Annotated in this window: 14 protein-coding genes, 1 tRNA gene and 2 pseudogenes; 11 read left to right on the top strand and 6 right to left on the bottom strand. The window is 33.7% G+C overall.

The annotated features are described in order from the left end of the window. Positions 1 to 262 precede the first annotated feature (262 nt). The 5 genes from A8B35_RS07920 (at position 263) to A8B35_RS07935 (ending at position 7,436) form a co-directional block, all read left to right on the top strand. A complete protein-coding gene (locus tag A8B35_RS07920) occupies positions 263 to 508 on the top strand; it encodes a hypothetical protein (protein ID WP_068472180.1) in 246 nt (81 codons plus the stop codon). Between the two features lie 106 nt (positions 509 to 614). Next, on the top strand, positions 615 to 704 hold the full coding sequence (locus tag A8B35_RS23870; RefSeq protein ID WP_187344820.1) for a class III lanthipeptide: 90 nt from the start codon (positions 615 to 617) through the stop codon (positions 702 to 704). Positions 705 to 827: 123 nt separating this feature from the next. Continuing rightward, complete coding sequence (gene lanKC / locus A8B35_RS07925; RefSeq protein ID WP_068472182.1) at positions 828 to 3,503, top strand: class III lanthionine synthetase LanKC; 2,676 nt, start codon at positions 828 to 830, stop codon at positions 3,501 to 3,503. Between the two features lie 27 nt (positions 3,504 to 3,530). Further along, positions 3,531 to 5,078 carry an ABC transporter transmembrane domain-containing protein gene (locus A8B35_RS07930; RefSeq protein ID WP_068472184.1) on the top strand — a complete coding sequence of 516 codons (1,548 nt, stop codon included), beginning with the start codon at positions 3,531 to 3,533 and terminating at the stop codon, positions 5,076 to 5,078. 27 nt (positions 5,079 to 5,105) lie between these two features. Continuing rightward, on the top strand, positions 5,106 to 7,436 hold the full coding sequence (locus A8B35_RS07935) for a TonB-dependent receptor domain-containing protein (RefSeq protein WP_068472186.1): 2,331 nt from the start codon (positions 5,106 to 5,108) through the stop codon (positions 7,434 to 7,436). 75 nt (positions 7,437 to 7,511) lie between these two features. Here the strand turns inward: A8B35_RS07935 and A8B35_RS23945 are convergent. Together A8B35_RS23945 and A8B35_RS07955 are read right to left on the bottom strand one after the other, a co-directional pair. Continuing rightward, positions 7,512 to 8,392: pseudogene (locus A8B35_RS23945) on the bottom strand (IS982 family transposase). Positions 8,393 to 8,847: 455 nt separating this feature from the next. Then, positions 8,848 to 8,921, bottom strand: a tRNA-Ala gene (locus A8B35_RS07955). A gap of 160 nt (positions 8,922 to 9,081) precedes the next feature. Between A8B35_RS07955 and A8B35_RS07960 the strand changes: the two genes are divergently transcribed. The 4 genes from A8B35_RS07960 (at position 9,082) to A8B35_RS07975 (ending at position 13,257) form a co-directional block, all read left to right on the top strand. Continuing rightward, entirely contained in the window at positions 9,082 to 9,567 is a 486-nt protein-coding gene (locus tag A8B35_RS07960; RefSeq protein WP_068472188.1) for an RNA polymerase sigma factor, read from the top strand. A gap of 114 nt (positions 9,568 to 9,681) precedes the next feature. Then, positions 9,682 to 10,677 (top strand): hypothetical protein, encoded by a 996-nt coding sequence (locus A8B35_RS07965; RefSeq protein WP_068472190.1) that lies wholly within the window; start codon positions 9,682 to 9,684, stop codon positions 10,675 to 10,677. A gap of 151 nt (positions 10,678 to 10,828) precedes the next feature. Next, a complete protein-coding gene (locus A8B35_RS07970) occupies positions 10,829 to 11,713 on the top strand; it encodes an outer membrane beta-barrel protein (protein ID WP_068472191.1) in 885 nt (294 codons plus the stop codon). A gap of 5 nt (positions 11,714 to 11,718) precedes the next feature. Next, positions 11,719 to 13,257, top strand: coding sequence for a WG repeat-containing protein (locus tag A8B35_RS07975; RefSeq protein WP_068472192.1), 1,539 nt, complete (start codon positions 11,719 to 11,721; stop codon positions 13,255 to 13,257). 161 nt (positions 13,258 to 13,418) lie between these two features. Here A8B35_RS07975 and A8B35_RS07980 read toward each other — a convergent pair. Beyond that, positions 13,419 to 13,730, bottom strand: a pseudogene (locus A8B35_RS07980) (glycoside hydrolase domain-containing protein); the annotation flags it as partial. Between the two features lie 417 nt (positions 13,731 to 14,147). On the opposite strand from A8B35_RS07980, the gene A8B35_RS07985 reads away from it, so the two are divergent. Both A8B35_RS07985 and A8B35_RS07990 read left to right on the top strand, forming a co-directional pair. Beyond that, the gene (locus A8B35_RS07985) at positions 14,148 to 16,061 is read left to right on the top strand and encodes a transglutaminase-like domain-containing protein (RefSeq protein WP_075602652.1); all 1,914 of its coding nucleotides are present in this window, start codon (positions 14,148 to 14,150) and stop codon (positions 16,059 to 16,061) included. Between the two features lie 4 nt (positions 16,062 to 16,065). Then, positions 16,066 to 18,222 (top strand): DUF3857 domain-containing protein, encoded by a 2,157-nt coding sequence (locus tag A8B35_RS07990; RefSeq protein ID WP_068472197.1) that lies wholly within the window; start codon positions 16,066 to 16,068, stop codon positions 18,220 to 18,222. Between the two features lie 100 nt (positions 18,223 to 18,322). Here the strand turns inward: A8B35_RS07990 and A8B35_RS07995 are convergent, their stop codons facing one another. The 3 genes from A8B35_RS07995 to A8B35_RS08005 all read right to left on the bottom strand — a co-directional run bounded on the left by A8B35_RS07995 (position 18,323) and on the right by A8B35_RS08005 (position 24,764). Next, entirely contained in the window at positions 18,323 to 20,554 is a 2,232-nt protein-coding gene (locus tag A8B35_RS07995) for a GH92 family glycosyl hydrolase (protein ID WP_068472199.1), read from the bottom strand. A 160-nt stretch (positions 20,555 to 20,714) separates the two neighbouring features. Next, on the bottom strand, positions 20,715 to 23,708 hold the full coding sequence (locus tag A8B35_RS08000) for a GH92 family glycosyl hydrolase (RefSeq protein ID WP_222844119.1): 2,994 nt from the start codon (positions 23,706 to 23,708) through the stop codon (positions 20,715 to 20,717). 60 nt (positions 23,709 to 23,768) lie between these two features. Then, complete coding sequence (locus A8B35_RS08005; RefSeq protein ID WP_068472203.1) at positions 23,769 to 24,764, bottom strand: isoaspartyl peptidase/L-asparaginase family protein; 996 nt, start codon at positions 24,762 to 24,764, stop codon at positions 23,769 to 23,771. Positions 24,765 to 24,767: the final 3 nt, after the last annotated feature.

The following is a 24,767-nucleotide window of genomic DNA, read 5'->3' on the forward strand; positions in this document are numbered from 1 at the left end:
ATCCTGTTATGATCATAATAGTTTCAAAATAGTCTATTAGGTTATAAATAATACTTCAAAGATATAATTAAATTATCAACAAACTAAGTATTTGTAACTAATTGTTATTTAATCAAATAGATAGCAAAGTCTTATGATTGTCCCTTTTTGTTGTAATTAATTATATGTCAATCAAATAGCATTTTTCCCGTAATTGTCCTTCGAAAATATTTTTAAATCTTCTCTTATGTTTATTATTTCGCTGTAGACAAAAAATGAAACAATGAATAATTTCAAGACAGCTGCCATATTAGTTTCTATTAGTATAGGATTACTAAATATAAAATCAGCAAAAGGACTTTCACATACAAAAAATGAGTCCCAAGAAAATATAATAGTTGTGCCTATTATTATAGCAGATACAACAATATTGCCAACAGATATCGATGAAGATGATCCAATAATATTACCAACAGATATTGATGAAGATGATCCAATAATATTACCAACAGATATTGATGATTATTAATTATAACAGTTCAATATATTTTATAACGTATAAAATATCAGTCAATATTTATCAGATATAATTAGTATTAATTTTTTTAAAGTACTCGAAAGGAGGTGTGAAGATTATGGTACAGGTTTTAGAACTTCAAGCATTAGATGCTCAAGACGCAGATGCTCCAAAATTATCATCATTGATTAGTCTTGCATGTTGTTAATTATAACAACATAGATTAAGGATTAATGGAAGTTATTCTTTTTAGAAATAGCTTTCATTAATCCAATTAAATATTAGAACATATTCAAATAGATTTTTTTACATCATTGGTATATACTAGATTATGGCTGTCGGCATAGAAAGAAGGTTAAAAAGAGATATCTTTATTTATTGTGTTAGTAATGCTGAATATTTTGACACTCTTCATAATTATAAAGAAAGGTCGAAAGATTACTATACAATTATAAATAAATACTTACATAAGGAATGGAGTATTCAGAGGTCTGATATTTGGTATCATATTGTACCAGAAAATATTAAGATTCCTTTGCAAGGATTTAAAATTCATATCTCGGCTACGTCACCAAATGCGATAGATATATTACAATTGGTAGTTCCTGTATGTATTGAAGAAAATGTACCTTTTAAGGTTATAATAGATTATAATCTATTGAATTTTTCAAATTCAAAGAACTTTAATCGTGCTTCTTCTGGGAAATTCATAACGATTTATCCTCTTACTTTAGGCCAATTTAAGTTATTAGTAGATAAATTTAATGAATTAACTTCAAAATATGAGGGACCTTATATATTGTCAGATAAAAGTTACAAAGAGAGTAGAACTGTATTCTACAGATATGGTGGTTTTATTAATAATTGGCAACTAAATGTTTTTGGAGAGAAGGTCCCTTTAATTAAAAGTGAAGATGGTGAGTTAGTAAAAGATTCTCGAGTTCCCTATTTCCAACTACCCGAAGGTATCAAAGATCCTTTCCCTACAGAAAATAAAGCGAATGGCACTTTTTTAATTGGAGGTAAGTTTTCCATTAAGAGCTGCATCCAGTTTTCCAATTCAGGAGGTGTTTATATTGGTGAAAATATTGATACTGGTGAGAAAGTATTAATAAAGGAGGCTAGACCAAATGTGGGCATTACTGCTGATAAATACTTAGATGCAATTGGCGTATTAAAGAAAGAATATGATATTCTTAAAAAGTTAGAAAAAACTAACTTTTCTCCTAAAGCTATTATGATTAAGCAAGAGTGGGAACATTATTTTCTAATTGAAGAATTCATAGAAGGGCGATTACTATCTTCCTATAGAGCATTAGAAGATATAGGATTATTATTACAAGTCAATTTAACTAACTCTACACTTGAGGAGTTTTACTCAAAATTTACAATAATAGCAAAACAAATTATAGAGGCTGTAGATCTTTTTCATAAAGAAGGTATAATTGTTGGTGATTTAGCTCCTCAAAATATTATAGTAGAATTAGATACCTTAAAAATTAAATTTATAGATTTTGAAGGGGCATATATTGTAGGAGATTCTAAATGTAAATTTGATCCCACTTTTACATTAGGCTTTGGATCTCCTGAAAAAGTACAAAGCAAACGATTTGATTTTCAAGATGATTATTATGCTATAGGTGCAGTACTTTATAGTTTAATACTCCCTATACAAACCTTCTTCTCATTATCACCTACTGCTAAAGACACTTTTATTAATGATTTATATAATAATTGCAAGATCTCTATTGATCTAAAACAATATATAATGAATTTAATGAATGAGTATGCTACATTAGATATAAAAGAGTTTTTAATAAAAGATAAATCTTTTTTTACAACTCCTAAACTGAAAACAATAAAATTGGATTCAAGTCAAGTAGAAACTGAAATAAAAGATGTTCTCCCTAAGATTACTAATTATATTTTAGATACAATAGATTACCATAGAGAAGATCGGTTATCCCCTTCAGATTATCGTGTTTTTAACACAAACCCATTAAGTATTGCTTATGGTGCAACAGGTATAGCATTACATTTAAAAGAGAATATGGGACGTGTTCCTGATAATATAATTAAGTGGATTCTTAGTAAGGATATCGATAATAGATCTTATCCTCCAGGACTATTTATGGGGATGTCAGGTATTGCTATGTCTCTTGGGGAATTTGGGTATGATGAAGAATCAATAGAAATAATGCACCTCGCTCTCTCTTCAAATCTGTTATTTGAAAGTTCTGATATTTTTTATGGTGCTGGCGGATGGGGAATGGTCTGTTTATATTTTTGGAGAAATACACGAGATAATTATTTTATTTCCAAGGCTATTGAAGCTGGTGAATATATAATAAAAGACGCTACAGTTTCAGATCAAGGCTTTTATTGGGAAAATATAGACAATGAGACGTATTATGGTTATGGTAGTGGAGGTAGTGGTATATCATTATTCTTGTTATATCTATATATAGAAACAAAAGACCAAAAGTTTATGGATTATGCAATAGGAGGTATAAACCATGAAATATCTAAAGGTGTAGAAAAAGAAAATTATATTACCTGGGAGCGATCTAAAGATAGTGGGTTGTTTTCTCCTTATTGGAGGTATGGTACTGCAGGTATAGGTAGTACCCTTATTCGTTTTTATTACCATACAGGAATTAAAAAATACAAATATTTAGCAGAAAAAGCATCTATATATGTATCTACTAAATACTCAATATTACCAAGCCAGTTTGTTGGTTTGAGTGGAATAGGCGAATTCTTTTTAGACATGTATTTATTCACTAAAGATGACAAATATAGAGAGAAAGCCTTTGACATTGCAGATGGTATCTTGTCATATAAAATTATAAAACCAAACGGTGTTGCATTTCCTGGGGAAGAATTACTCAGGATAAGTAATGATTTTGGGACAGGATCTGCTGGTATTGGATTATTCTTTTCGAGATTATTAGATCCCAAACCAAGATTATTATATGACTTTAATTTTTTAGATATAAAGTCTTAAACAACTTCATAGAACCTTTTAATATACATGAGGAAAATTAAATATATTATATCGAAGCATTGGATTTTCTTTATATCTGTTTTAATAATAGGTATTATTGTTAATATTGCTTCAGTTATTGTAGATCCATTTATTCTAAAGAATCTAATAGATAAAGGGTTAATGCAAAAGAACTTTGATATCTTTTACACTTATTCTATTTACACAGTACTATTTGGGATAACAATAAGATTAGGTTTTTTAGCATATGATTTATTGACGCAAAAGCTTAAGAATAATATAGTAAAGTACTTATCTATTCGTTTATTTAATAAGTACTTTACTATCCCATATCAAAAAGTTATCCAGTTCGACAAAGGTTATTTTATTTCTAGGATCTATGATGAACCATCTAAAATTGCACATAGTATAATAGATGTTTTAATTAATGTGACCATTTACTTTATTACTTTTAGTACCTCACTTTCAATTGTTTTGTATCTCTCATGGAGGATCACTATTGCTCTTATACTAATTGTACCAATTTTATATTTTTTATCTAAAAAATTTAGTCCTAAAATAATTAATAAATCAAAACACGAGAATAAGGAAGAGGCTGCTATTCGTGAACTTTTAGGAAGAGGTATTGCTGCATATAGGGAATTAAAGATTTTTAAACTACTCGATTTTATTAATGATAAGATCGATTCACAATTAGATATATATCTATCGACCTTTTATTCTAGAGTAAAAATTTCCAAGAAATATCAAGCAGTCAGTCAGATATTTTTATCAATAGCAGAAGCTATTGTGTTAATTGGTGCTGCCTATGAAGTTATTGGAGGGAGACTTACTATTGGGGAACTGTTTGCTTTTTTGAGCATATTTTGGAAGCTCATTAGTGCTTCAACATCATTAATATCCAAGGTTCCAGAACTTTCTAAACTCATAGGGTATATTGACAGGTTATTAGAATTTGAATTAATGGCAAAAGACGTCACCAAAATTCATAGTGACATTATATCTGTTGATAGAGTTGATTTTGATTATAATGGGAAGGTAATATTTAACAACCTAGATCTATTAATACCTAAAGAAGGTAAAGTATTAATAACAGGTGATAACGGTAGTGGAAAATCAACATTGCTTCACCTTATTACAGGATTCCTAGAACCTAAGAAGGGGAATGTATATACTCCAAATTTAGATAAGACTAGTGCATTACTAACCCCATTTAACTTTCCTCCGGGCACACTTAAAGAACTTGTTGGCTTTGAACAATTATCTAATACAAGAAGAAAATTATTTGAAGTTCTAATAGAACGTTTCAATTTAAAAGACAAAATATCTAGTGATACCTATCATGATTTGTCAGAAGGAGAAAAGAGAAAAGTTCAAATTGTACTTACATTATTAAAGGACGCAGACCTTTATATTTTAGATGAACCTTTATCAAATGTAGATAATATCAGTAAAAGGTTAATACTAGAACAAATATTAGAATTAACACAAGGAAAAACTTTGATTGTTATTTTACATGAGTATGATGCTTATACTGATATGTTTGACACAATATTTAATCTTGATAATAGATAGGTTATCAAATTACTAAAACTAAAACATATGGCCCGTTTAAATATATTGCTTATTATATTATTAACATTTAATAATATATGTGTATTTGCACAAAATAACAAAGCTACTATTGAAGGTCTCGTAGTAGATGAGAATGATGTGATCGCTTTTGCGAATATCGCCATTTTAAATACTGATTCAACAATAGAGTCTGGGAACATAAGTAATAAGGATGGTTTCTTTCGTTTGGATAATATTACTTATGGGAGTAAGAGATTAATAATTTCATTTTTAGGTTATAAGAAAAGGGAAATACCAATTAATGTAGACACACTTACAATTAATTTAGGGAAAATTGTCTTACAAGTAGATAAAGTTAATATTAGTGAAGTTAAAGTAAAAGCAACTATGCCTATATTCACAATTAAGAATGATAGATTAATAACAAATGTAGATAATACCTTATTAAGCACAATTGGTAATTCTCAAGATGTCTTAGATAAGATACCGAGTGTATTTGTTAAAGGGAAAGATATATCAGTATTTGGTAAAGGTACTCCTTCAATTTACATCAACAATCGCAAATTGTATGATCATAAAGAACTTAATAATATCTTGTCACAAGATATTAAATCAGTTGAAGTCATTCATAACCCTGGTGCGGAATATAGTTCAGAAGATAATGCAGTAATTATTATACATACAAAACGTAATATAGAAGGTTTTTCTGCATATATAACCGAAGAACTAAAACAGGCGTATTATTTAAGTAATAAAGAAAATATTAGTCTGTGCTTTACTAATGATAGATTAAATATCTCAGCTTCCTATTTTCATGATTATAAGAAAGGAATTGCTGAAGAATATTACGAATCTACTATTAAGTTAGATACATTATGGAAACAATATCTGTCAATGCCATCAGAATATCTTAGCCACTCAAATAAAGTTAAAGGCGACATAGATTATTCTTTCAAAAATAATCATTCTGTTGGATTGCAATATCAGGGTACATCTTTAAATAAGAATAGGAACTTAAATAGCGAAGCTGAAGTTTATGCTAACCAAAGTCTCTATAATTATGGGAAGACTATGTCACAAATAGAGGATGATAATAATCAACATTTATTAAATCTCTATTACGAGGGTGCTATCAATGATAAATTAAACTTTAACCTAACTGCAGATTATTTACATACATCAAAGGCAAATGATCAAATTATTAGTGATGAGTCTATTATTGAAAGTGAGGTTACAGATATATATAATTATTCATTGTATAAAGTTATTGCAGCAAAAGGAATATTAAGGTATACTATACATGATAACAGTTCAATTGACATAGGGGGTGAAATCATAAATACAATTGGAGAAGGTAAAAATATATATACAACAAGTAATTCTTTTCTGAATGCATTTTCAAGTGAAGAAAATAACTACGCAGGGTTTATCTCATATTCATTGTCCCCAAATAATAACTTTCATATTAAAACTGGTCTGAGATATGAATATCGCATGCAATATTATAATGATGAAACAACAAGTCTAATTGATGTTGATAATGTGACAAATAGATTCTATCCAGATATCTCTTTTTCATATAATACTGGAGATATTAGCATGTCATTATCTGCTGGAAAAAAAGCTAGAAGACCAAACTTTAGTGAATTAAATGGCAATACAGTATATGTAAATTCTTTCTTATCACAAGTTGGTAATCCTAATCTAAATCAAGAGGAAATTTATTCTTTGAATTATGTTATTGGTTATAAGTTCATAAACTTAAACTTAGGATATACTTATACAGAACATCCGATAAGCTATACCATATATAATGATTCTTTATCTTCAAGTAAATCTATTATTACTTATAAAAACTATGATAAAAGTAGGAACTTTCAAGCCCTTTTAACACTGAGAAAAGGTTTCGGTTTCTACAAACCTCAACTTACAAGTTCTATATCACAACCAGTGTTTTTTGCTGATTATAATGGAGAGTCATTACCTAGAAATAAAACAGCATTTGCAGTCCATTTTTATAATGATCTTGTTCTATTAAAAGAATATGTTTTATCAATCAATTTTAATTTCCAAAGTGATTTTGACTATTACATTACAGGAGTTGAAGAATACAAAAGTATTGATATACGTCTCAGAAAAAGTTTTTTTGATAACAAATTATCAGTAAATATTTTAGCAAGTGACATCTTTAATTGGCAATATATGATAACTGATACTAAGATTGATAACTATAGGTTAGAACAGAAAGCAAAAAGGGAGACGCGCTATATTACGCTAAATATAAATTATATCTTCAATAAATATAAAAATAAGTATGGTGGTTCACATGTGTCTAGAGGTCATTTAAGACGATTCTAATTAACTTTTTTGAGGTCAGTAGATAAATGATATATTAACTTGAGTTCGATCTAAGTTGCCATATTAATATGGTCATCATTTTATGATGTCTATATTTAAAGAAGGCTTCTCAGGTAAAAAAAGATATGCTATTAAACCGGCTATTAGATTTGATAGAAAGTTCTCAAATGACCTGTGTTTTGTATGCTCAATCTGACAGATGTTTTTTAGTTCATCATTTACAGTTTCAATGAGAGCTCTCCTTTTGAGAAGAACCTTATCGTGTATGTGCATCAATGCATTCTTCATATTCTTCTTTATTTTTGTAATCATATGAATGCCATCAATAAATAAGTCTTCGAATAGGTTTTTGCTTATTTATCCCTTATCAGCAATAATCTTTCCGAATATTTTATCATGAAAATTATTGTTTTTTAAAGGGGCTCTATCGTCAACATTTCCATGAGTAAACAAGAAGTCTAGAATCTCACTTTATCATTTATTACTAAGTGCAGTTTGAATCTGTAAAACCATCCCAATGAGAATTTGTCTTTCTGAGCGAGATCTTTAAATATCTTATTCTGTTTTTCCCTTTTTATATGACATGCTCTTATGAGGGTTGAATCTATGAATGATATTCCAGTACATTTACCTAGGCAAGACACTTGCAAGAAAACGCTCATGGGAATAAGTACTTTTCGCTGTAGCTCAGTAAAGCGATTGTATGATACAGTTTCTGGAAAATCATCAACCATGTGCTTCTGTACATAGTTGATATAAAAATGCTTAAGATTCCTAAATTGCCCTAAGTGAAATAGTATTAAAACAGTAATGACCCCACTGTCAGACATCCTAAGCTTTCTTTTGTGAGTATTTTTACTAGTATCTTTAGTTAAAACATGGCCTTCCTTTGCTAACTCAAGCTCTTTACAAAATTCATCAACTAGATAGAAAATTTCAGTATCTTTACTCATCACAAGAAACAAGGTTTATGAAACTATATATCTATATGTCAGATATTTACATATAGTAAATGCTTTGTTTCTTTTCTCTTAAATTAGAACTTTTCTTACGTCGAATTCACGTTATAATAGTATGCTTTAAAATCAAACATATATGGATATATTTTTGGGTCAAAACCTTCTACTGTTTTCTGAATGCTTTAAATGCGATGAAGATTGTAAAGAATACTTAGCTTATAATAAGTGGTAGAGTAATATTAAGCCCCAACTTTTAGTAATGATTCATGAATTCATTACACGGTTACATTTTTGTTTCGAAGATTTAATATGTAAAGCTTTACAAAGACTAAAAGTTAGAATTATAAACAGAAGCATGAAAGGAAAAAAAAGTGGAATTTTGTATGCAAATAGTATGCAAATAAACAAAAAGCGCCCGAGGTGGAAGCCCCCGAACGCCTTGATCTTCAATGTGGAGAATACCGGAGTCGAACCGGTGACCTTTTGACTGCCAGTCAAACGCTCTAGCCAACTGAGCTAATCCCCCATCATTTTGTGGCTGCAAATATAGTAAAAAAATGCATGCTGCAAATTTTCATGCTGCTTGTTACAAAATAAATTTGCAAAAACATTTCACTTCGCTGTAACTTTACGCAAAGGCTAGCCGTCACACTATAAAATCGGCTAAACCCCGACTTAATTGATTTATGACAGTAACGGAATACAATATAAGTGTAGAACAGTATGCCGACAGTATTTATCGTTTTGTGTTGAAAAATATAAAAGACACCGAAAAAGCGAAAGATATTGTTCAGGATACCTTTGAGAAGGTGTGGAAGTCGCATGCCGATGTGGAGGCATCTAAAGCGAAGAGTTATCTTTTTTCCACTGCTTATCATACACTAATTGATTCTGTACGTAGAAATAAATTTAGTGCCGACTGGGAAAAAAGCGATACAAGCCATATGCAGACTAATAACGATTATTCTGATTTAAACGAAGTATTGCACCGAGCATTAGATCAGTTGCCACCCGATCAGAAAAATGTAATTCTGTTGCGCGATTACGAGGGGTATTCGTACAAAGAAATATCGGATATGACGGGTTTAACTGAGGCACAAGTAAAAGTGTACATTTTTAGAGGACGAAACTTTTTAAAGAAATATATAGGGAAAATTGAAATGTTAGTTTAAATAATAATTAATGATAAGTTAAAAGCGGTAAACGATTTTTCATGATGTATGAAGTTGATAAGTGAGATGAACAAATCTTGATGCTTGATACTTGATACTTGATACTAAAACAAAATGATAACGAAAGAGAATTACGAAATATGGATGATTGATCATATGGATGGCAATTTAAGCCAAGCCGATGAACAAGCATTGTTACAGTTCTTAGAAGAGCATCCAGAGCTCAATGAAGATTGTAGCGATTTTGATTCGTACACTCTTAAACCCGAGGAGCTTAGTTTCGGAGACAAATTAGCCTTTATTAAAACAGAGGCTGATGAGTTAGAAATTCCGCAAGCGGATTATGAGGCTATAAAATTACTTGAGGAAGGAAAAAGTGATGCAAATAATCTATTATTAGATGCGTATAAAAAAACTATAGTTAAGGCCGATACGAATATCACTTATCAAGAAAAATTAAAACTAAAAAGAGCAATTGTAATACCATTTGTATCGCAACTAACATTCAGAAGACTAAGCATTGCTGCTTCAATAGTTGTAATTTTAAGTATTGGTTTCTTATTCAAAAATGAAACAACTGTTGATGGCCCAATAGCCATGCAAACAGAACTTCCAACTCCTGAGGCCAAAAATGAGACCTCTATAATAGATGCCGAAAGCCAAGTTGCAATATCAGAAAACGAAGAGACAGCGCAGATTAACTATAAGATTACTGAAGGCATAGAAAATAGCGAGGAATCCAATTCTAAGTATAAACGTACAGAAAACTTATTGGCAAGGATGAATCCGAAAGGTATAACTCCTTTGCAAACCCAGTCGGTTAATGCATATGAGGTTGGGCTTAATAGTATAATGCCTTTAATGATAAAACAACAGCTTACCGAGCAACAATTTTATGCGCAGTTAAAAAAGCAAGAGCTACAAAGCGAAAGTGACGCTTTATCGCGTAAAGCAAATAAAATGGCGAATAGAGCAAAGGTGATTAACTTTTTATCAGGTAATGAAACTACCATTAAAAAATACATTAATAAAGAAGGGCAACTGATTGCCTATGAAGTCGAGTCAGAAGGGGGTATGTCTTTCATACGTAAAGTGAAGGGCAGTAATTAAACAAATTATTAGTAGCAGACTTAATTTATGCAGGTCAACTTTTGTTTTGGATAGGATATCATGTCTAAAGTAAAATGTGAGTCAGTCGTAGTTTACAGTGAGCTTACTAAAGTTACCAATGGAGGTATAGAATTTTTAAAATGTGAACGTGATGAAAAAAAATATATTATTTGTGATAATGGTGTTACTAAGTATCAACATTATTGCGCAGGAAAAATCAAATAAAACAAACATTGTTATAATTGATGACAATAACGAAACAGTGGTTCTTGGTGTCTCAAAGGCTAAAGTTGAAGTCAATAACGAGAATGATACAATTACCAAAATCACTCTAGGTCACAAGCGTTTTGATATAATTGAAGGAGATGATAAAACCAAGGTAAATATGGTGCACCTTCCTCGCGAAAAGTTTAAAGGTCATTATGCCGGTGTTCAGTTAGGATTCTGTAGTTATTTTGGACCTGATTTTAGTAATACAATGCCCGAGGGAGGTGCTTTTATGGAACCCAATAAAGGAAAATCGATGGCCTTTAGTATTAACTTTTTACAATACAATATTGGCCTACAAAAACATAAAAAGAATATTGGTTTAGTTACTGGTATGGGCTGGACGGTTTATAATTATCGTACCGATAACCAATATAAGATTATGCGTAATGAAAGTGGTATTACTGTTGGCGAGCCAATTGCTGAAAAGGTGACCAAAAATAAAATTGTTAGCAATTATATCAATATCCCGCTTTTATTAGAAGCACAAATTCCTTCTTCCACCAATCGATCAACAGCCTTTATATCGGCCGGTGTTTATGGTGGTTTTAAAATCGGATCGCACACAAAAACGGTAACCGAGGGTAATAATAAAAGCAAGTCGAAGGAGAATATAAACCTTAATCCTATTCAATACGGAGCTATGGTACAGTTGGGCTATAAGTTTATAAAATTATATGCCACTTATAATTTCTCTAGTCTGTACGAAAAGAATAAAGGTCCTGAATTATATCCATACAGTATTGGTTTAACGCTAGTTAATTTCTAATAACCATGAAAGTACTTATTTCAATTATAATATTTGCTTGGTGTTCATTAGTAATCGCACAAAACAAGCAAAGCTATTTATCTAGTTACGATAAATACTGGGAACTTTCTGATGGCTTTTATCGAGTGATGGAAAGCGGAAAAGTTGGACTTATTGATTCTGTAGGAGCAATAATCATCCCTACAGAATACAATCAAGTGTGGAATCTGCAAAGCAATGGTAATGTTAAAGTGCTTAAAGATGGTAAGCTGGGTATTTATAACGTAAGCGGATCTATTGTTGTGCCTACAGAGTACGAAATGATATGGGGTTTTAAAGATGGCAAAGCACGCGTACTTCGTAATGGAAAAATAGGATATGTAAATGAGAGTGGCAACGAATTTATTCCATGTGCCTACGATCAAATTTGGGAGTTTGAAGAGGGCAGAGCCAAGGTGCTTAAAAATGGAAAAGTTGGTTTTGTAAACTCTCAGGGTACTGAGATTATTCCTGCAGAGTACCACACTATTTGGGATTTTAACGATGGTAGAGCCAAAGTACTCAAAGATGGTAAAATTGGAATGATTGATATGGATGGCTTCGAAGTGATCCCATGTAACTTTCAGCAGATATACGATTTTAATGAAGGGCAAGCCAAAGCCGTACTAAACAACGAAATTGTATATATCGATACTAACGGCAACCTTATTGATAAAGGCGATGTTAAAACCACGAGCATAACCGTTGTAAATACTGACGCAGGAGCTGGTAAAGACGTTAAAAGTGTTGAGATACATCTGTCAGAAGGAGATACCACCATTGTTACCTTGTTTGGCAATCAAATGGTAGTTGTTGAAGATGGTGATAAAACAGAAATTAGTATAGGCAAAAATAAGTACAACGAACACAAAAAAGACAAAAGCAATCGTAAGTTTAAAGGGCATTATTGGGGCTTAGATTTAGGGCTGAATAGTTACCTAAACGAGAATGGAGAGATGAGTTTGCCTGATGGTTATGAGTTTCTTGATTTAAACAGTGCCAAGTCCACTGAGGTATCTATCAATTTCTTGCAAGGAAACATTCCGCTTTCGCGAAGAGGCAACATCGGTTTTGTAACCGGATTGGGTTTAACTTATAACAATTACAGATACGCCAATGCAACTATTCCTATATATGAGGATGGGATGTTAACATCAGAACCCATTGAAGGAAATTTAAATAAGAATAAATTAACCACGCTCTATCTCACAGCACCTTTCTTGTTAGAGTATCAGTTTAGCCGTAAAAGCAGAAATGATTTTTATTTATCCGCAGGTCCAATAGGAGGTTACCGTTTACGCTCGCACACTAAAGTTGTAACCATGGAAGGTGGCAGCAAACAAAAAGACAAAAATAGAAGCAGCTTTGGCTTAGAAGATTTTAGATACGGCGCTCAAGTTCGTTTCGGATACCGTTTTCTTAATCTATATGCTACCTATTGGATGAGCCCAATGTTTGATATCAATAAAGGTCCAGAATTATATCCTATCTCTGTAGGTTTTGCTTTCTATCCCGGTAGGTGGTAATATTTTGATTCTGTTAAATATATACGGTGTGTTTTAGTGAATAGAAGGACAGGTCATCGGGATAATACTATCCCGATGACCTGTCCTTACCTATCCCGATTGTTTGTCCTTATGTAGTCCGATAATCTGTCCTTACTTAGTCCGATTTTATTGCTTTGGTATTACTTCAACCAAATTTTTAAAATACCACCATTTACAATATCAGCATGCTGAATAAAATAGCTGTTTAATACTTTCCCATTCAGCTCCATTTTATCAATGGTAGTGGCATTGTCGTTTGCCTTTATGGTTTCAATTTTAAAGGTGTTGCCCGAATATAAGGTATCATCTAAAGTAATTTCAATGTTATCAAAATACGGACTACAAATGGTATAATGTGGCACGGCAGGTGCATCAGGGTATAGTCCCATCATGGCAAATGTTAACCAAGCCGACATGGTTCCTGTATCATCGTTACCCGGAATTCCGCCTTGCGTATTATGCCACTGCTATCTCTAAGCCATGTTGACTAGTAGGCAATATTGCTCCTAGTTACTTTGTACTGTTAAAAACTATCCTCCTGAAATTGTAAATGCTTCATCGAGCATAAAAAACTACTTTCTTGCAAATGCAGATGCTACTCCAAACCTTAAGGAAGTACCATCACGTAATTATAAAGGATGCTAAGACCTCACATAGAATAGTATTGCGTATGCATAGGGGGAGTTTTTAACTAACAATAATACACGTATTATTACAATATCAACAAGTCTGCATTAGAGATATACGAACTGCCATAACCTGAGTTCAGTATATTTTACTTAGTTATCTATATTTTATTTAATATTTGTAACAAATAAGTTATAGTAACGTACTTTATGTTAAATATACTAATTTATAAAACACTTATAATGCCTAAATCAGTTTTAACTGCGCTTGTTTTACTTGTACTATCTGTATGTGTATGTGGGGTTTCCTTTTCACAGGGGCGTACAGTAAATCGAGACAAATCTGATAAATTTAAAAGAATTTACGATAAAAGTTCTTACGTCGCATCTCAATCAGAATCCGAATTTGAATTCGTAATATCCAAAGGTTTATTAACTGTTCATCAAAGAGATAAAATAGATTATATAACCTTAAAGAGTAATGTTGATCTCTACTTCAATAAATTTTATAACGATAATATTGATCTAATTGATGGTTCTTTTAAATATACCTGTGGGAAGAAGAAATTTTACAGAAAGGTATTTGGGAATTACGAAATCAGCAATGTTTTTTATAGTGATGCTAAGCTTGCTCAATACTCAACAAATTTACTTTTGGAAGGAACTGAGGTTACATTTAGATCGCACTCAGAGTACACCGATCCAAAGTACTTAACCAAAGTATTTTTTCAGGATGATTCACCAATAGAAGCCCGTACAATTTCGTTTGTAATACCCAATAACGTAGACGTCGAATTATTAGAAATGAATTTTGATAATTACAAAATTTCTAAAAAGACGGAAGCTGTATCCAACGGAAAAAAATATACTTATACCTGCCATAAACTTAAAAAACTAAAAACGGATCCTAATTCTTTAGGCTTTCTATACTATGCACCTCACTTTGTGGTAGTGACAAAAAGCTATCAACTTTCTGATAGCAAGAAAATTGTCATTCGTAATGTTGATGATTTGTATAAATGGTATCATTCTCTTACCGAGCAAGTTATTGTTGAAGAGCGCGATCTTGAACTTAAAGTAAGAGAACTCATATCCTCTGTAGAGAGTGATGAGGAACAAATCAAAGCTATTTATTATTGGGTTCAAGAAAATATAAAATATATAGCATTTGAGGATGGTTTGGCTGGTTTTATACCCGATGAACCTCAGAACGTATTTGCTAAAAGATATGGAGACTGTAAGGGGATGGCTATTTTAACAAAGCATATGTTAAAAGTTGCCGGTTTTGATGCACGTTTAACATGGGTTGGAACAAATAAGATTCCCTACAACTATAATACGCCTTCTTTAGCGGTAGATAATCATATGATATGTACGCTAAATCATAATGGTAAGTTTTATGTACTTGATGCTACAGAAAAGTATATGGCATTAGGTAATAATGCAGAGCGCATTCAAGGCAAGGAAATGTTAATAGAAGATGGAGATAAGTACATAAGAAGAATAGTTGATGTTAATAATGCTATATCTAATCTTATAGAACGAACGGAGACTATAAAGATTATTGATGATAAGTTAATTGGAGAAGGTAAAGTAAGTTATGAAGGGGAGGCTAAGAAAGATATTCTTTATATATCAACTAATAGTAAAGTAGATGATCAAACTGCTTTATTCAACTATCTTTCAGTAAGCAATTATGCTAACAATGATGACGTTATAGTAAATAACTTACCTGAAGTTAACCGTGATGTTACTCTAGAGGTTGACTATACCTATTCTTTAAATAATAAGGTTACTAATTTTGATGGTCAGCTATTTATTTCGTGTGACTGGAGGAATTATATTGGAGATGCTATTATTGAAACAGATAGAGAAAGTGACTTCTACTTTGGCAGAAAAGTATATAATGTTGTAAATAAAACTATCGAGCTACCAAATAATTATAAGGTTGAATATTTGCCAGAAGCAATTAGTGCTACCATTGATGATATAACTATTCAAATAAATTTTAAAGTAGAGAATAATCATATTATTTACAGCAATCACATTTTGGTTCCTCATGGTATCGTAAAAAAGGAATACTTCCAACCTTGGAATCAAACCATTAAAAAGATCAATGAATTTTATAACGATCAAATAATCTTATCTAAAAACTAAATCAATGTTGAATAAACTTAAACTCGTTATCATACTTTGTTTTATAAGTATCATAAATATATACGCTAATAAAAGAGCTAACGAAATAATGCAGTCAATGTGGTATTCCAATAATTTAGCTTTTTCCGTTACAGAAACCCCAGAAAAATGGGAAAATGAATCGGCAATTATTATTGCCAAATACCATCGTCTAGAGTATAAAAAGATTGCTTTATCTAATGAACTGCTCCATAACGATTATTTTCATCAAAGAATTAAACTTAATGATAAAAATGCGATTAATAAATACGCTGAGTTATCATTTCCCACGGGAAGAATTGGACACGATGTTTATGTTGGATTTAAGGTTATAAAACCCAATGGTAAAGAGTTTATTGTAGATAATAATGATGCAGTTGAGATTAAAGCCGAGAGCGGTAATAACAAAAAGGGGTATATGAAATTAGCTATCCCAAAGCTTGAAGTTGGAGATATCTTAGATTATTATATATGCGACGAATTAACCCTTGTACTAGGAGAGGATACACGTTATTGCATTTCACATTCTTTTTCCCCAGTTCAATATTGTCTTCATCAAGAGTATCCAATTATTGAACAGCAAATTGAACTTAAGGCACAACGTAGGTGTTCAATAGCACTTCGTTCAACCAATGGTGCCCCAGAGTTTAAATTAAAAGTAAATGAGGAAACAGGGGATAACTATTATAGTTTAGTTGATAAAAATAGAGATAAGTTAGACGGTATCAGGTGGTTTTACCCATATAGAGCCTTGCCTACAATTAAATTTAAAGTAGACTATGTATCTAAAAAATATAGTAAAAAAAAATGGAATGTTTTGTTGGGTAAACCAGGGATTGCTAAAAGCAGTATTCTAGAAGATGAATTGATAACCTTTATAAAATCGCCAGTTTACAGCGTACTCAATGTATCAATACCCAGGAAGTATGTTAAAGAGAATATAGGTAAAAAAGGTTCTGATATAGATAAAGCGAAGTGGGGTTATTATTCTTGGAGACATTATAGGCACGAAAAGGAAGAGGTAAAACTCATCTCAAATTATAAAATGGGCAGTTTTTATTTGGATAATGATGTGTCAGAACGATATTATCTTGATTTTATGCATTGCTTTCTTAAGGTAATAAAGGTGCCACATGAGATTGTTGTTGCAGCAGATAGAGATATAGCTGATGTTGATGAGATAATTCTGGATGATGAAATGCGTTATTTTATTCGGCTTAAAGATGGAGATAAGTATTTCTATTTAACTGCAGGTAATAAATATAGTTTTCCGGGGCAATTACCACCAGAGGTTGTTAATACCAAAGCATACATTATTAATCCAGCAGATTGGTCTATTAAGAAAGAATTTCTTAATACAGATAGAGATTTCTTAAACACTGAGAATACCAATTTAAGTTTAGCTATAAGCGATGATTTAAAGACCTGTAAAATTCACAATACCTCTAGTATTGATGGTAATCAAAGACATGCATATCAAAAAGAGTTAATTGATTATTATGATCGAATGGCTGACGAAGAGGCATATTTTCATATATATAGAAATTTTAAAGGGGCACTTTATTCTGATTTAAAGAAACTTAATAGTTTAAAGGCTTCTTACCTAGATAATAAAGAGACATATGTAAATAATAATTTAAAAGATTTGGTTGTTAATATGTATGATTTCTCAATTGATACCGTTAACAGTTTTATCTGTCATCAAACTGGGATTTATGACGATAAGCCTGAGTTTAAATTTTCTTACAATATGCAAACAGAGGATCTAATACATAAAGTAGGTAGAAACTACATATTAGATGTTGGGAAACTAATTCAGGGGCAAGTGAAAATTGAGAAAGAAGAATTGAATCGAAAGCAGGATATTTATATGTATTCATCACGAAAATACAATTACACCATTAAAGTTGATTTGCCAGATGGTTATACTGTCCAGGGGCTCGATAAGCTCAATATTAATGTAGAAAATGACCAAGGTGGTTTTATGAGTACTGCAAGTATTGAATCAGGACAAATAGTAATAAATACCTCAAAATTTTACAATCAATACTTCTCGAAGGCAGAAACCTGGGATAATTATATTGATTTCCTAAATGCGGCTTATAAATTCACTGAGCAAAAACTACTGATCAAGAAGCTATAATTCTTGGATTCTGGAAAAAATAAAGAGTAAAATATTACAAAAGAAACGCTTTCTAATCAAATTAGAGAAAGCGTTTTTTTATAAACCTTAATTGATACTATTACTTCAACCAAATTTTTAAAATACCTCCACTTACAATATCAGCATGCTGAATAAAATAGCTGTTTAATACTTTCCCATTCAGCTCAATTTTATCAATGGAAGTGGCATTATCGTTTGCTTTTATGGTTTCAATTTTAAAGGTGTTGCCCGAATATAAGGTATCATCTAAAGTAATTTCAATGTTATCAAAATACGGACTACAAATGGTATAATGCGGCACGGCAGGTGCATCAGGGTATAGTCCCATCATGGCAAATGTTAACCAAGCCGACATGGTTCCTGTATCATCGTTACCCGGAATTCCGCCTGGCGTATTATGGTAATGTTCATCAATAATCTTACGTACCTCTTTTTGCGTTCTCCACTCTTCACCTTTTATGTAGTTAAATAAGAAAGCATAACCCATGTCAGGCTCATTATCTGGTTCATATAAACCATTATCGAACACGCTTTGCAACTTATTTACAAACGCCTTATTGCCGCCATTGGTTTTAATTAATCCCTTGGCATCGTGTGCCACCATAAACGAATAATGCCACGATGTACCTTCAATAAAACCAGTTACAGGCTTAAAGTTGGCTCCATCCATTGGCGAGAAAGGTGCGTACCAAGTACCATCATCCATGCGAGGGCGCATTACGCCTTCTTGCTTATCGTACATGTTTTTATAATACTTTGAGCGTGCTATAAATTCTTTATAGATATTATTTTGTCCCATATCCTTTGCCATTTGAGCAATAGCGAAATCGGCAACACAATATTCAAGGGTTGTAGATACCGAACCGTCGAACTCTTCCTGAACAGGAATATATTGGTGCTTTAAATAATCAGCCAACTCAGGGCGTATTGGATTATCACCTTCTTGTTTGGCGCTTTTTAGCATGGCTTCTAGGGCTAAGTTAGTATCAAACGCATCTAAGCCGCGCATGTAAGTATCGCCAATAACAATGGCTGCAGGGTCGCCAACCATGGTAAATGTTTCCGTTGAATTGAGCTCCCATTTAGGCAACCAACCATTCTCTTTGTACATATCAAGCATTGAGTTCACCATACCTAGCTGTTGCTGTGGGTAAACCAAACTCATAAGTTGATGCATATTTCTGTAAGTATCCCAAAGCGAAAAAACCGTATATCTAGTATCACTAGTATTACCAACTTTGCTCGATCCCACCATTGGATAATCGCCATTTACATCGTTCAATGTATTTGGATGAATTTGCGTGTGGTATAAAGCCGTATAAAAAATAGTTTTTTGGTCCTCTGTGCCACCATCAACCTTTATTTTATTTAGAGCTGTATTCCATGCCTCGCGAGCATCAGCTTTAACAGCATCAAAACTTTTACCAGCAATTTCTTTTTGTAGGTTCTCGCGTGCATTTTCTATGCTCACATAACTGATACCTATTTGTACCTCAACTGCTGTTTCTTGTTCAAAGTTGTACGAAAAGTAAGCGCCAATGCTATCGCCAACCAAAGGTTTCATATACTCCTTTAGGATGCGGGTTTTGCCATTGTAAGCCATCCAATTGCCTTCAACACCATTGTATTGAGCGGGCTTTTTCCATGCCCCAAAGTCAGAAGATTCCGTATCTATTTTCACCACGAAGTAAACCGGATAAATCTCCTCAGGGTTGTTATAACAGAACGAACCTACTGTTCTAAATCCTTCTAACTCGTTGTTATCGGTAATGCGTAAATAACCATCTTGCTCGTTGGTTAAACCCAAACCTAGGTTTAGTAAAATATTAGCCTGCCCTGCAGGGAAAGTATAGCGGTTAATAGCGCTGCGTACACTTGCTGTAACCTCGGTTTTAACCTTGTATTTATCCAAGTAATTGGAATAATAACCAGGGTAAGCTTCCTCGGCAGAATAAGGTGTTGCATATTCGTTTGTACTTGTTTTTAAGTCGTCAGTGGTGGGCATTAAAATGATGGTACCTAAATCGGGACAACCCACACCTGATAGGTTTACATGACTAAAACCCGTAAATGTTTCATTGGCATTAGAGTAGGGTGTACTCCACCAATCGCTATCCTTTTCGTGTTTGTTTGGTCGGCCAGCCACATTAAAAGGCACTGCCGAAATCATACCACGCGGAACAATGGCACCCGGATTTGTTGTTCCATAGTTATCGCTCCCAATAAATGGATTCACAAAATCAACCGGTTCCTGTGCCCATAAGCTTTGCGCGATAAAAAGGCCAATTATAAATAAAAAAATATTACGCATAAAAGTCGTATTTAAAACAAAGGCTCTATAGTAATCAAGTAAATCTTAATTCTGTAGAGCCTCTGAAAGTTGTGTGTGTGAAAGTCAGACTTAAAGTCTACTGTCTTATAAAAAGTAATTTAACTTCTGTCTTCTGACTAGAAACTAGCTTACTATTTCTTTATTGCTCCACAGTTATTTCATCAATAAACATATACGATGGTAAACCAGAACCACCATGCCATGTAGGTAAATCACCAGAACCTTTGATGATTACTTTTAAATAGCGTCCAGTGGCTTTTACGTCAATTGATTTAGTTAGAACAATAATATCTAAATGCTCAGTTGTTTCAGGGTACGATGCTGTAGCTACCTCAGTAAAGTTTTCGCCATCCTCAGAACTTAATATCTGAATGCCACGAGGAGGGAATATCCACGATCCTGTGTTTTGCGAAAAGTTAATGGTAACTCTGCTAACATCGGTTGCTTTACCAAAGTCAATTACACCTCTAAAATCATCACCTTGAATACCGGTCCATTTACCATCAGTGTAATTGTTTGAACCTGTAATACCATCAATTAAAGTATGGATGCCAGGGTTATAACTCTTACCTAATTTAGTATCCGTAGTTAATTTCGGATAGCCTGTATTATCGCTATTGTAAATTGATTTGCGGAAGTTAATGGTTTTTACATCGCTAGTAATATATCCATCCTTAACAGAAATAGCCTTTAATTGCGTTGACTTTTTAAGTGTGAATGGCTTTTTATATTTCTTCGATTTTGTTGTTGGCTCTGAACCATCAAGCGTGTAATAAATAGTTACGCCTTCAGTTTCTGAAGTTAACTCAACCGGAAGTGTTTCAGGGAAAGTGTATTTTGAATTTTTAGCGTAAGGCATAAATGCTCTTGCTTGCGGAAATTCAATTTCTTCACCTTCGTTAAGTGATAATTCAACCGGACAATCTTCAGGGTTTGAACCCCATGCTTGTGGCGTAGCACTCATTTCAAAAACCAAGTGACCGCCATTCATTATATCAGCGTGCTTTAAGAAAGTTTTTGTGTATTCTTTCCCATTTAAAGTAGCCGATTTAATGTATACGTTTTCTGGTGAGTTATTTTTAGCCTCAACTATAAAACTCTTTCCGTTCTCAAGATTGATGGTAGTTTTATCAAACACAGGGCTACCAATAATATACTGGTCGCTAGCTGGGTTCATTGGGTAAAAACCCATTGATGAGAAAACATACCAAGCCGACATTTGGCCCGTATCTTCGTTACCGCTATAACCATCGCGCTCACTTGTGTACATCATATCCATTACCTTGCGAATCATTTCCTGTGTTTTATCAGGGCGTTGTGCAAAGTTATAAGTATACACTACGTGATGCGAAGGCTCGTTACCTTGTGCATATTGGCCAATAAGACCTGTTACATCGTGTGCATGTTCATTATCGTTTACCGCTTCTTGCTCAAACATTTCGTTAAGCTTAGCCACAAAAGCTTCTTTTCCACCAAACATATCCACCATAGCAGTCATATCGTGCGGTGCAAAAAATGAGTAGTGCCAAGAGTTACCTTCTGTAAAGTCGCCCGATCCGAATAAAGAAATGGCCATTGGATCAAATTCGGGATCCCAAACACCATTCTCATCGCGACCACGCATAAACTTAGTTTCTGGGTCGAATAAGTTTTTGTAGTTATAAGAGCGTAAAGTAAACTTCTTATAGTCATCCTCTTTGCCTAAAAATTTAGCTACTTGAGCAATGGCATAATCATCAAAAGCATATTCAACAGTTTTTGATACTGAGTTAGCTTCGTGCTCACGAGGGATATAATTTTGGTGCTTGTAAAACTTTAAACCTTGGTTATCAGCATTCGCTGAAACTAACATGGCTTCGTAGGCTTTTTCAACATCGCCAGTGTAATATCCTTTTAAAATAGCATCGGCAATAACCGGGATTGAGTGGTAACCAATCATTGTATTGGTTTCGTTATTCCAAAGCTCCCAAACTGGTAATTTACCCGACTCTTCAAACTTCGAGATCATCGATTTTATGAAGTTGTCGTTATACTTTGTATCAATAATTGAATACAATGGGTGTAGTGCTCTAAAGGTATCCCAAAGCGAATATAAAGTATAGTTTGTTCTGTCGTCGGCCGTATGAACTTTCATATCCATACCTCTGTACTCGCCGTTTACATCTTCAAAAATGTTTGGGTGAATTTTGGTATGATACATTGCAGAATAAAACACAACCTTGTCGTCTTCGCTTCCTTCAACCTCAATTTTAGCAAACTCTTTATTCCATTGCTCACGTGCTTGGGCATGCGTTTTCTCAAAGTCGAAGGCATTGTTTTCAGCTTCCATGTTTTCCCAGGCATTCGCCGATGAAACAGAAGAAATAGCCACCTTAGCCATTATGGCTTCGCCTTCAGTAGTGCTAAATTTTAAAGCTGCTTTTACATTTTTACCGTTGGCAGTTTCTTTTGAATCTATCACAACATCATCTTTGGCAATATCGATGCCCTTAAATGGTTTTGATAATTCAATGGCAAAATAAACGCGTTGGTCGCCTGCCCATCCTTGCGAGAAACGGTATCCCTCAAGCTTGGTATCAGATACTACTGTTAATTTTGTATCTGTTGCATTATCAGAAATACCATGTTTTAAGTCGATGATGATATTACTTTGATCTGACTCGCGGAAAGTATACTTGTGCATACCTGTGCGTAAAGTAGTAGTTAACTCTACGTTGATATGATAATCTTGTAAGCGTACTGCATAATAACCTGGCGAGGCTTTTTCGTTTTTATGGCTAAAGCGACTGCGGTATCCTGCATCAGGATCGGCCTTTGTGCCCGGATTAAAATTAACAGCACCAACAGTTGGCATTAAAAGGATATCGCCATAATCGGCACCACCTGTTCCGCTTAAATGCGTGTGCGAAAATCCGATGATTGAGCTATCAGAAACATGATATCCTGAACACCAATCCCAACCTTCAACACCTGTATCCGGACTTAATTGCACTAATCCGAAAGGAGAGGTTGCACCTGGAAAGGTATGACCATGACCACCCGTTCCGATAAAAGGATCGGCATATTTACTGTAATCTTGTGCGCTTACGTTGGTAGCAGATGAGCCTAGCATTGCTATAAGGCCCATGCTCATAAACACTGATTTTATCTTTTTGTGTAAGATGTGCATATATGTGTAATTTTTTGGTTCTTTTTATTCTTCGTAATGGTAAATGGCATCCTGTAAAGTGGCTCCATTGGCATCGTGTACCGCAAAGTTGAATCCTTTACGTAAGCTGTAACCGCCGTATTCGCCTTTGTTATTGATGGCAATAAAACCCACTTGCAGGTAATCAAACTCAGGACGACCTTTATGGCGTTTGTATATTCTGTGAGTAGCCTCTTTACAAGCATCAAAAGGAGACATGCCGTTTCGCATTAACTCTACCACAATGGCACTTCCGGCAGTGCGTATAACCGCCTCGCCTAAACCTGTGGCTGTAGCAGCACCTACTTCTCCATCAACAAATAAGCCCGCACCTACAATTGGTGAGTCGCCCACGCGGCCATGCATTTTCCAGGCTGCGCCCGATGTGGTGCACGAAGCTGCTACTTTGCCTTCCTTATCAATGGCCAGCATACCAATGGTATCGTGGTTCTCAATATTGATGATTGGCTTATAGTCCGATTTCTGTTTCCACTCTTCCCAATCTTGTTTCGATTTTTCAGTCAGTAAGTTTTCTTCCTTAAAGCCTTGCTCGCGAGCAAATTGCTGAGCGCCCTCGCCAGTAAGCATTACGTGTGGTGTTTTATCCATCACCAAACGAGCTACATTGATTGGGTGCTTAATGCCCTGTAAGAAACTAACCGCTCCTGTACTGGCATCATGGTCCATAATGGCAGCATCGAGGGTTACGTTTCCATCTCTATCAGGATAACCGCCATAACCAACGCTACGTACCTCAGGGTCAGCCTCAGGAATCATTACGCCTTTTTCTACCGCATCGATGGCATGGCCACCCGTTTCGAGTACTTCCCAAGCTTTGGCATTAGCTGCTAAACCATGGTTCCACGTGGAAATAACAAGGGGTTTGCCTCCGTTAGTTGCCGTAAAACCAGTTCCCTTAGGCATATTTGCTTTTATTGAATTGGATACAAAAGCCAATCCGCCCAAAGCGCTTATTTTTAAAAAATCTCTTCTCTTAGTCATGCC

Source organism: Saccharicrinis aurantiacus (genome assembly GCF_001660705.2).
GTDB lineage: Bacteria > Bacteroidota > Bacteroidia > Bacteroidales > Marinilabiliaceae > Saccharicrinis > Saccharicrinis aurantiacus.

Excerpts from the sequence above, each read along its gene's own strand:
- A8B35_RS07920 (WP_068472180.1), top strand. The coding sequence starts at position 263 with ATGAATAATTTCAAGACAGCTGCCATATTAGTTTCTATTAGTATAGGA.
- A8B35_RS23870 (WP_187344820.1), top strand. The coding sequence starts at position 615 with ATGGTACAGGTTTTAGAACTTCAAGCATTAGATGCTCAAGACGCAGAT.
- lanKC (WP_068472182.1), top strand. The coding sequence starts at position 828 with ATGGCTGTCGGCATAGAAAGAAGGTTAAAAAGAGATATCTTTATTTAT.
- A8B35_RS07930 (WP_068472184.1), top strand. The coding sequence starts at position 3,531 with ATGAGGAAAATTAAATATATTATATCGAAGCATTGGATTTTCTTTATA.
- A8B35_RS07935 (WP_068472186.1), top strand. The coding sequence starts at position 5,106 with ATGGCCCGTTTAAATATATTGCTTATTATATTATTAACATTTAATAAT.
- A8B35_RS07960 (WP_068472188.1), top strand. The coding sequence starts at position 9,082 with ATGACAGTAACGGAATACAATATAAGTGTAGAACAGTATGCCGACAGT.
- A8B35_RS07965 (WP_068472190.1), top strand. The coding sequence starts at position 9,682 with ATGATAACGAAAGAGAATTACGAAATATGGATGATTGATCATATGGAT.
- A8B35_RS07970 (WP_068472191.1), top strand. The coding sequence starts at position 10,829 with ATGAAAAAAAATATATTATTTGTGATAATGGTGTTACTAAGTATCAAC.
- A8B35_RS07975 (WP_068472192.1), top strand. The coding sequence starts at position 11,719 with ATGAAAGTACTTATTTCAATTATAATATTTGCTTGGTGTTCATTAGTA.
- A8B35_RS07985 (WP_075602652.1), top strand. The coding sequence starts at position 14,148 with ATGCCTAAATCAGTTTTAACTGCGCTTGTTTTACTTGTACTATCTGTA.
- A8B35_RS07990 (WP_068472197.1), top strand. The coding sequence starts at position 16,066 with ATGTTGAATAAACTTAAACTCGTTATCATACTTTGTTTTATAAGTATC.
- A8B35_RS07995 (WP_068472199.1), bottom strand. The coding sequence starts at position 20,554 with ATGCGTAATATTTTTTTATTTATAATTGGCCTTTTTATCGCGCAAAGC.
- A8B35_RS08000 (WP_222844119.1), bottom strand. The coding sequence starts at position 23,708 with ATGAGCATGGGCCTTATAGCAATGCTAGGCTCATCTGCTACCAACGTA.
- A8B35_RS08005 (WP_068472203.1), bottom strand. The coding sequence starts at position 24,764 with ATGACTAAGAGAAGAGATTTTTTAAAAATAAGCGCTTTGGGCGGATTG.